The sequence below is a fragment of the Synechococcus sp. R6-10 genome, from assembly GCF_047461815.1.
Lineage (GTDB): Bacteria > Cyanobacteriota > Cyanobacteriia > Thermostichales > Thermostichaceae > Thermostichus.
This window is the reverse complement of the sequence record NZ_JANSHW010000736.1, coordinates 1-601: the sequence shown is the minus strand read 5'-3', so window position 1 is coordinate 601 and position 601 is coordinate 1. Positions and strand designations below refer to the sequence as shown.

Below are 601 nucleotides of genomic sequence, written 5' to 3'. Positions count from 1 at the left end.
CGCGTGTGATGCACAGGGGGGGCGCAACTCTAAAGTGTACCTAATTGCGCCTTCAAGACCCGATGTTCTATACCAATCACCGAGCCAGAGTTCACAAAAAACAGTAGTTGATGAACCCGCCTTTTGCGCCTGCGCCTCTACCCCGCTTCCGCACGCAGACGCAAGGGTGTGGCGCGCAGAAGCGAAGTTTCCGCCCATGCTGAAGCTGACGCTTCAGCACTCCAAAGAGTCCTCTCCTCTCCCACAGCGTGGGAGAGGGGCTGGGGGTGAGGGCTCCTCCTCAGAACCGATAGCCGACCTGTGTGGCAAAAACGCCCGCGCGGTTGCCCGCAGGACTGGGACCGCCGCTCAGTAGCCCGACGCCCTTGCCGTCCGTGTTGATATACTGGTACAGCACGCTCAGCTCCGTGTCGCCTGCGAGTTGGTACACCGCGCGCAGCGTGAGGTAGTTCCATTCGGGCTTGCCGCGCTGGTTGTCGAGCGCGAAGCTGTTGATTTCCCAGCCGACATTCTCGTAGGTGAGGTGGAACCGCAGGCGCGGGGTGTAGCGGTAGTGCGCGTCCAGCTGGATGCGCCGCACGCGGTCGCGCCCCTGATAGCC

At 62.2% G+C, this 601-nt stretch carries 1 protein-coding gene; it reads right to left on the bottom strand.

The features are described 5' to 3' along the window. Positions 1-280 precede the first annotated feature (280 nt). The coding region (locus tag NW837_RS15655; RefSeq protein WP_414332614.1) for a hypothetical protein at positions 281-601 on the bottom strand (321 nt) is incomplete at its 5' end.